Raw genomic sequence first — 8,483 nt, 5'->3', positions numbered from 1 at the left:
AAATCAACGGACAGAATACAAAAAACAATAAACTTAGTAAAAAGGCCTTTATTTAAAACCGGGAGCGCACTATTTGCTCCTGGTTTTTTACTGCCTAAGACACGTTTAAGCTGTAACTTTTTTAGCCCCTTATAAAATTTTTTATTTTTCCGAATCTTTTTACTTCATATTTTATGAATAGTTTCATAAAATAAATGTAATCCTTTTTTCCAAACTGCTACGTTTGACTGTATGGTTTCCGCTAACGTATAATTGATTCTAACTATATCTCTTGTTGTAAAGCATTATTATGGAGATATAAGTATTCAAAGCAGAGGTGATATGATGGGGCTTACTATCGTATCGGCGAATTAGCCAATATTGCTAACGTTTCAAAAAGAACGATTGACTACTACACTAGCATTGGCCTAATTAAAGCGAAACGCTCAAAATCAAATTATCGCATATATTCAGAAGAAGTTTTGTCTGATCTAAGATTTATAGAAGAATGCAAAATACTGCATCTTCCGCTTGAAGAGATTAAGAGAAAACTAGAAATGAAAACGAAAAGGGAGATTCAGACAGGGGAAGTTGAAAAGCACATTAACGCAGTCACATTACAGATGAAACAGCTGCAACAGGAAATAACTGTGCTCATGCCGCTCATCAATACAATGAATGAGGAGCAGAAAGATGGCTTCTCCAGAAAGCTGACTGCCGAAAGTACTGCATTGCTCCGTTCCCTTTCCGGCTTAACAAGCTAATCCCATTTTTCACAAAATCAGGAGGTGACACCCTGCCCGTTCAGGCGGGATAAGGGGAACTTATTTGGACATATTAAACTTGGTTTTTATAGCCATTTTAATTGCTTTAACGGCTTTTTTCGTTACTTCGGAATTTGCCATTGTTAAAATACGAAGTTCCAGAATTGATCAGCTAATTGAAGAAGGCAATAAAAATGCAATTGCTGCGAAGAAAGTGATTTCGAATTTGGATGAATACCTTTCAGCCTGCCAGCTGGGAATTACCATTACAGCACTTGGTCTTGGCTGGCTGGGTGAACCGACAATTGAACACCTGCTGCGTCCGGTGATAAATAGTTTCGGTCTGCCGTCATCCATTTCACATGTTATCTCATTCACCATTGCTTTTGCTTTTATCACCTTCCTGCATGTAGTTGTAGGAGAATTGGCCCCAAAGACTCTGGCGATACAAAAAGCAGAAGCGGTAACACTTTTAACAACACGTCCTTTAATCTGGTTTTACCGGGTTATGTATCCGATCATTTGGGCGTTGAATGGTTCTGCCCGCCTATTGACCAGCATGTTTGGATTAAAGCCTGCTTCTGAACACGAATTAGCGCATTCTGAAGAAGAACTTCGCATTATTTTATCAGAAAGCTATGAAAGCGGCGAAATTAACCAATCTGAGTTTAAGTATGTAAATAAAATCTTTGAGTTCGATAATCGGATCGCGAAAGAAATCATGGTTCCGCGTACTGAAATTGTTTCTCTCTCAAAAGATGATACGCTTGAAGACTTTCTGCAAATCGTTCAGGAAGAGAAATTTACTCGATACCCCATTATAGATGGAGATAAGGATCATATCATTGGCATGGTCAACATTAAAGAAGTCATGACAGATCTCATTATGAACCGGGAATTATCATCAAGCACGCTTGAATCTTACATTCGTCCCATTATCCGGGTCATTGACAGCATACCTATCCATGAGCTTCTGCTAAAAATGCAAAAAGAACGCATCCACATGGCCATCTTAATGGATGAATACGGCGGTACCTCGGGGTTAGTGACTGTTGAGGATATCATTGAAGAGATTGTCGGCGAGATCCGTGATGAGTTCGACATGGATGAAGTACCGATGGTCAGAAATACGCAAGAAGGCCAATATATCATCGATTCAAAAGTTCTCGTCAGCGAAGTCAACGACTTGCTGGGTACCGGTATTAATGATGAAGATGTTGATACCATTGGCGGATGGATATTGACTGAGAATTACGAAGCCAAGCAAGGTGATATAATCGAGCACGAAAAATATCGATTTAAAATTCTGGATATGGAAGAGCACCATATTAAGTATGTTGAAGTGACAGCAGTACCTGAAACAGAAGAGCCGGCACCTGCAAAAAAAGTCCCATTTACTGAATCAGAAGTATTGTCTTAAATAACCAAAGGAACAGCCCGCTGGAGGGCTGTTCCTTTTATTTGTTCTTATTGCTCCCGCGGAAATCTAATCGTAAATTTGGTCCCTGCCCCTTTTTCACTGCTGACAGCAATTTCTCCGCTGTGCAGCTGAACAAGTTGTTTGACAATGGAAAGGCCAATGCCAAATTCACCAAATGAATGATTGGTCCTGGATAAATCAGCTTTATAAAAACGCAGCCAGATCGACTCAATTTCTTTCGGGTCGATGCCTATACCTGTGTCTTCTATTACAATCAATGTCTGATCGGTATCTTCTTTGCCCCTTAAAAATATGGAGCCCTGCTCGGTGAATTGAATGCTGTTCTTCACAATATTTACCAGAATTTGAATTAACCGGTCATAGTCCGCATACACCGAAACCCCTTCTTCAGCCTCTATATAAATCCCGTTACCTTTTTCCTCTGCCTGAATTTCCAATTGTTCCTTAACAATTTCAAAGGCTTCCATGAGATCAATATCCATTTTATGCAGCTGCAGCTGATTGGAACGGATCTTCTCATAATCCAGATTTTCATTCACCAGCCGAATAAGCCTCTTTGCTTCCCTGTCTATCAGGATCATCCCTTTTTCTGTATCAGCCTCCGGGATCAGACCTCCCTTAATGCCTTCAGCCAAACCGCTGATAGTGGTCAATGGAGTCCGAAGCTCGTGCGAGACATCTGCGATGAATTTCCTTCTTCTATTTTCCAGTCTTCTGATTTCTTCATTAGATTCCCTGAGTCTTGCTGCCATATCATTAAAGTCTTTGGCCAATTCCCCAATTTCGTCCATATAGGTGTAAGGAACATTGATATCGTAGTTCCCGGATGAAATCATAGAGGCAGCATTCCTAAGCTCCGTTATCCTCTTGATCAGATTTTTAGAGAGAACCAAACTTAAAAGGATGGTCGCTGAGAGTGAAATAAAAATGGTATATAATAAAAATCGATTTAATTGGCTGACAACCTCCATAGCACCTGTTATTGGGGACAGAAGCAAAACTCCGCCAACAAGATTGCCCCCCTGCATATATGGCAGGGCAACCAATGTTACCTCCTGGCCGAAACGTTCTATATCATGCTTTACAGTTACTTTTTTTCCTTTCGAAATTTCTGCCCACTCGGATTTGGTCAGCTGAATCATCGGATCCGATTTAAGTTCAGGGTACAAGACCCTCCCTTTATGATCAAAGAGAATATATTTGATATTTCTCGCATCAAGCAGCTGGCTGTATTCTGTCAGAAATTGTTCATCCCCCTCTATCCTGACTGTTATGTCTGTCAGGATCTGCTCTCCATAGGAATCGAGCTCTTCCACTTTATTTTCAAAAATATAATTCTCGACAAACTGGGAGAATAGAAGGCTTAATAACAGGAATGCCAGGATTAGAATGCTGACATGACTGATCAGCAGCTGATAAAAATACTTAACCTTCATTTTCCGCTGCCGTTTCATCGAATTTATAACCCACCCCCCATACTGTATGAATAAAAGGCTGCTCATCCGTGCCTATTTTTTTCCGAAGCCTTTTTATATGTACATCTACGGTTCTTTCATCTCCATAAAACTGATAACCCCATACACTATCGAGCAGCTGCTCTCTTGTAAAAACCTGTTTGGGATGTTTTACAAGATAATACAGCAAGTCAAATTCTTTTGGGGTCAAATTCTTTAAAAGCTGCCCATTATAATATGCCTCTCTGGATTCTTTGCTGATTTTGAAATATTCACTGGCAACATAGTGATGTTCATCTGCTCCTGCTTCAGCCTGGAACCTGCGTGTCACGGCTTTAATCCTGGCCATCAGCGTCAGCGGACTAAATGGCTTGGTCACATAATCATCGGCACCCATTTCAAGTCCCAGAACCTGATCGGATTCGCTGTCTTTAGCCGTCAGCATAATAATCGGAACCTTGCTCAGTTCTCTTATTTTTCGGCAGAGTGTCACTCCATCCATAACCGGAAGCATCCAATCGACGATAATTAAGTCCCATTTTTCTTTATTAAAATGCTCAAACCCCCTCTGGCCATCGTGAACAAAAAACCCCTGATACCCTTCTTTCATAAAAAACATCTCAAGCATTGAACAGACACTTTCATTATCTTCCACAACAAGTATTTTCAATTTCCCTTCACCGCCCTGAACAGTCTTTTATTCTTAATGTAATCGATATGAGTGTTTTATTTCAATGAATAGCTCTGACCTTATTGTTTTTCTAAAGAAATTCAGCCAAATTCTTTATTGTTATCAATATCTTGGGAAATGCTAATTACGACACATCAATTTGAAAGGAGTGCAGTGTAAGATGACTAAAAAATTTCTTTTAATAGTATCTTTTTGCTTTGTTTTAATAGGGGCCGCTATTTCGGTTCATGCTGAATCAGCGCCAAGGGGAAAGGCACCAGCTCAGGAGCAAATACATGAACACCATCACAGATTGATCGATGAATCCTTGATGAAATCCCTTCAGGAACAAGGATTCACGAAAAGAGAAATCTTCATAGCTGCCCACATTGCGAAGTTTTCAAATAAACAGGTTACAGAGGTATTGGCTTTTTATAAAGAAAATAACTCCTCCTGGGAAAAAACAGCTCAGCAGTATGGGGTGGATTTAGAAAAAATAAAGAAGCACCATCATCATATGGATAAGTTCCTTGAAGCGAACAGGGAGGTTGTTCTGCAAAAGGTCTCCGAGTACTCCGGCAAATCGACTCAAGTGCTGCAAGGGTATCTTGACAAAGGAGTTCCGCTTCGTTTCCTTGTTTCAGGTGCAGCCATAGGAAAGGCGGCAAATAAAGATTTTGGTGAAATAGTCCAATTGATGGAACAGGGAAATTCATTACAAGAAATAAAAACAGAATTAAATGTTGATAAAGAAGAAATCCATGCAGAAATGAAAAAACTGGTTGATGAAATTCACAAGGAAATCAGTAAGGCAAAATAATAAGGTAAAACCGCAGAGTCAACATCTGCGGTTTTGTTTTATATAAAACAGATTTATAATGAAAGGGAGAGGTGAAACAAATGACAGATGAAAACCCGTTGTACCCTGCCGACCTGGATGAAGAAACTTTATTCATGGTTTCCCAGACTTTTAAAGCTTTATCCGATCCAACAAGGCTTAGAATTCTTCACTTATTATTTCACGGAGAGTATTCTGTAAATGAAATTGCGGAAAATCTATCCCTGCTTCAATCTACCGTTTCTCACCAGCTTCGCTTTTTGAAAAACCTGCGTCTGGTAAAATTCCGCCGTGAAGGAACAACTCTCTTCTACAGCCATGATGATGAACATGTTATAAGTTTATTGAACCAGGCTATTGAACATAGCCAGCATTCATAAGAAAAGCGGAAGCGCCTTGCCCACCCCCGACAAGCATAAGACGAGCCTCACGACGGTAAGGCGTCCTTTGCCTTGCTGGGAGGATTGGCTTATGACCTCGAGGGGGTAGGCGCTGGAGCTAGACAGTTATCGTTCTTAAAAATTAATACTTTCTTATTTAAGCTGTCCTTAGGGCTTTATTAATTGCAGCTTTCATTATGGCCTGGACAGCCTTTTCTTTCTCCCTCCACTTGTATCGTGCTATGCTCAATCCCATATTCATCATGCAGCACAGATTGAGCGGCATGAAGGACTGCATCGTGTCCACCCTCATTTTCAATTACAAGATGGCAGCTAAGAGAAGGAAAACCGGAAGTGATCGTCCAAATATGAAGATCGTGAACGTCTTTTACATGTGCAAGTCCGAGGAGTGCACTTTTAATATCCTCTGGGTTCAGGTGGACAGGTGTCCCCTCCATTAAAATGTGGAAAGACTCTTTTGCCACTCTCCATCCGCTTACAAGAATGAGAACTGCTACTATTACACTTGCAATGGGGTCGGCAATGCCCCACCCGAAGAAATAAATTAAAAGGGCAGCAGCAATTGCTCCAACAGAACCAAGCAGGTCACCAAGAACATGCAGAAAAGCGCTCCTTACATTTAAGTTGTGATCCTTATCCCCGCTCATTAATATGAATGCTGCAGCAATATTGACGAGCAGCCCGATCGATGAAATCACGAGCATCCCCATACTTTGGACAGCCGGAGGCTCAAGAATGCGGTGATAGGCCTCATAGAAAATATAGAGTGAAATTAGGAGCAGTGTAATGCCATTTATTGAAGCAGCAATAATTTCAAATCGTTTATAGCCAAATGTTTTTGAATTCGTCGCCTTTTTTTCACCTATTTTGATCGCAAGAAAACTCAGACCAAGCGCAGCTGCATCACTCAGCATGTGCCCGGCGTCCGATAGCAGCGCAAGGCTATTAGTCCATATTCCGCCAATCACTTCTACAATCATAAATGAAGCAATTAAAATAAATGCCCACATCAACGCCTTTTTATTGCCAGTGTGATGGTGATCATGTGAATGTCCATGTCCATGTCCATGCCCGTGACTGTGTCCCATACTATGCACTCCTTTTATATGAATATATGCTCATATATATTATGTATGACTTTGGCTTATTGTTCAATGGTTTTTATTATTCCCCTTTAATTTAGACTAAATGAATAGGCTCAAACATCTTCTGATGAAACCAACAAAACAGCAGAAAATTGTAAAAACTATTGCATGTAATTATAGAAATGCAAAAAGGCTGCCTGACTCTGCAGGCAGCCCCTTTCCCTTTATGCTAGATAAACAAAATAACCCATAAATGCAATACATAGTCCATACATGATGGGATGAATTTCTTGTGGCCTTTTAAGTGCCAGCATTGTAATTGGGTATAAAATAAAACCGAGTGCAATCCCTGTTGCTACACTGAAGGTCAATGGCATCATTAAGATGGTCACGAACGCAGGAATTGCGATTTCCAGTTTACCCCAATCAATATGTTTTACCTCCATGGCCATCAGTGCTCCAACAATGATCAGTGCCGGCGATGTTACTTCAGCCGTTATCACACTGAGCAATGGAGAAAAGAATAAGGCAACCGCGAAGCATGCAGAGATGATTACTGATGTAAAACCTGTTCTGCCTCCTGCCGCAATCCCTGAACTGGACTCAATCATAGAAGCTGTTGTAGAAGTTCCAAGCACAGAGCCTACTACTGTTGCACTGGAATCAGCCAAAAGCGCTTTGCCGGCATTAGGAATTTCATTATTTTTCATCAGGCCAGCCTGACTTGCAATTGCTATTAATGCTCCTGCTGTATCAAAAAAGGCAACAAATAAGAAAGTAAATATCACTGCCAGCATTTCCGGCGTAAAGACTTGATCAATATGCAGAAAAACCTCACCAAATGTCGGTTCAAGGCTTGGAATGGCCCCAACGATTTTTTCAGGCTTATCAATAAGGCCAAATAACATTCCGGCAGCAGCTGAAATGACCATACCATAGAAAATGGCCCCTTTAACTCCTCTTACCATTAAAACGATTGTTAATATAAAACAAAAAACAGCCAGCAGCGTGATAGGAGATTTGATATTGCCAATCGCAACAAATGTCGCTTCACTTCCTACAACCAGGCCAGCATTTTTCAGTCCGATAAAAGCAATAAAGAATCCGATGCCGCCTGCAATAGCATGCTTTAAATCCTTTGGTATAATGTTAATAATTTTTTCGCGTATTTTTAATAAACTTAAAATCACAAATAAGACCCCTGAGATAAATACACCTGTTAATGCCGTTTGCCACGGAATACCCATTCCGATGCAAACAGAAAAAGTGAAGAAAGAATTGAGACCCATGCTCGGGGCAATCCCAATCGGATAATTGGACAGCAGGCCAATTAATAAAGAGCCAATAATAGCCGAGAGTGCCGTAGCAGTAAAAACGGCCCCTTTATCCATTCCGGCCTGGCTAAGGATAATGGGATTTACAATTAGAATATATGCCATTGATAAAAACGTTGTTAAACCTGCAATTGTTTCCTGTTTGTATGATGTTTCTCTTTCATGAAACCGGAAAAAAGATGACATGCCATTCCCCTCCTTTTTTTTTGGAAAATAAAAAAGCTCCGCAAGATGCGAAGCTGCCATAAAGAAAAACAGAAGAAAATAGCATGCCAATTCAAACAAGCTATATCCCCTGTAGTCAAGCTATTTACGGCAGCCCGGTAGAAACGCTCAGACCCTATCTCTGAACATATACAGGTAAAATGCAGGGCGCAGCACATCAATCAGTGTACTGCCCAAACACAATCTATTGATATAATGAAACCAATTCTAGCAAACTCAATTTTGGACGTCAATTCTTTAATTTATTCTGAGAATTCTCTTTTATCTTTAGGCTCTTTTCGTATAAATTGTA

Annotated in this window: 8 protein-coding genes and 1 riboswitch; of the genes, 4 read left to right on the top strand and 4 right to left on the bottom strand. The window is 40.4% G+C overall.

Annotation, left to right across the window (positions count from 1 at the left end; genetic code table 11):
- Nucleotides 1-341: 341 nt before the first annotated feature.
- Nucleotides 342-743 (top strand): MerR family transcriptional regulator, encoded by a 402-nt coding sequence (locus CHI10_RS07845; RefSeq protein ID WP_095243746.1) that lies wholly within the window; start codon nucleotides 342-344, stop codon nucleotides 741-743.
- 64 nt (nucleotides 744-807) lie between these two features.
- Nucleotides 808-2,163, top strand: coding sequence for a hemolysin family protein (locus CHI10_RS07840; RefSeq protein ID WP_095243745.1), 1,356 nt, complete (start codon nucleotides 808-810; stop codon nucleotides 2,161-2,163).
- Between the two features lie 47 nt (nucleotides 2,164-2,210).
- On the opposite strand, the gene CHI10_RS07835 is transcribed toward CHI10_RS07840, so the two are convergent.
- Both CHI10_RS07835 and CHI10_RS07830 read right to left on the bottom strand, forming a co-directional pair.
- Nucleotides 2,211-3,620 carry a sensor histidine kinase gene (locus tag CHI10_RS07835; RefSeq protein ID WP_095243743.1) on the bottom strand — a complete coding sequence of 470 codons (1,410 nt, stop codon included), beginning with the start codon at nucleotides 3,618-3,620 and terminating at the stop codon, nucleotides 2,211-2,213.
- The gene (locus CHI10_RS07830) at nucleotides 3,610-4,308 is read right to left on the bottom strand and encodes a response regulator transcription factor (RefSeq protein ID WP_095243741.1); all 699 of its coding nucleotides are present in this window, start codon (nucleotides 4,306-4,308) and stop codon (nucleotides 3,610-3,612) included. Before CHI10_RS07830 ends, CHI10_RS07835 begins: the two co-directional genes overlap by 11 nt.
- Before the next feature lie 181 nt (nucleotides 4,309-4,489).
- Here CHI10_RS07830 and CHI10_RS07825 point away from each other — a divergent pair, with 181 nt between their 5' ends.
- Nucleotides 4,490-5,128 carry a hypothetical protein gene (locus CHI10_RS07825; RefSeq protein WP_095243739.1) on the top strand — a complete coding sequence of 213 codons (639 nt, stop codon included), beginning with the start codon at nucleotides 4,490-4,492 and terminating at the stop codon, nucleotides 5,126-5,128.
- An 80-nt stretch (nucleotides 5,129-5,208) separates the two neighbouring features.
- Nucleotides 5,209-5,526: an ArsR/SmtB family transcription factor gene (locus tag CHI10_RS07820; RefSeq protein ID WP_095243738.1), complete on the top strand. Its 318-nt coding sequence runs from the start codon at nucleotides 5,209-5,211 to the stop codon at nucleotides 5,524-5,526.
- A 179-nt stretch (nucleotides 5,527-5,705) separates the two neighbouring features.
- Here CHI10_RS07820 and CHI10_RS07815 read toward each other — a convergent pair whose 3' ends face one another.
- Nucleotides 5,706-6,635, bottom strand: coding sequence for a cation diffusion facilitator family transporter (locus CHI10_RS07815; RefSeq protein ID WP_095243737.1), 930 nt, complete (start codon nucleotides 6,633-6,635; stop codon nucleotides 5,706-5,708).
- A gap of 221 nt (nucleotides 6,636-6,856) precedes the next feature.
- Nucleotides 6,857-8,152, bottom strand: coding sequence for an NCS2 family permease (locus CHI10_RS07810; RefSeq protein WP_095243748.1), 1,296 nt, complete (start codon nucleotides 8,150-8,152; stop codon nucleotides 6,857-6,859).
- Between the two features lie 92 nt (nucleotides 8,153-8,244).
- A riboswitch (purine riboswitch) is annotated at nucleotides 8,245-8,346 on the bottom strand.
- Nucleotides 8,347-8,483 lie beyond the last annotated feature (137 nt).

The organism is Bacillus sp. 7894-2 (genome assembly GCF_002272225.1).
In the GTDB taxonomy this organism is placed as follows: domain Bacteria; phylum Bacillota; class Bacilli; order Bacillales; family Cytobacillaceae; genus Cytobacillus.
The sequence above is the reverse complement of the archived record's forward strand: the minus strand, read 5'-3'. Positions and strand labels throughout refer to the sequence as shown.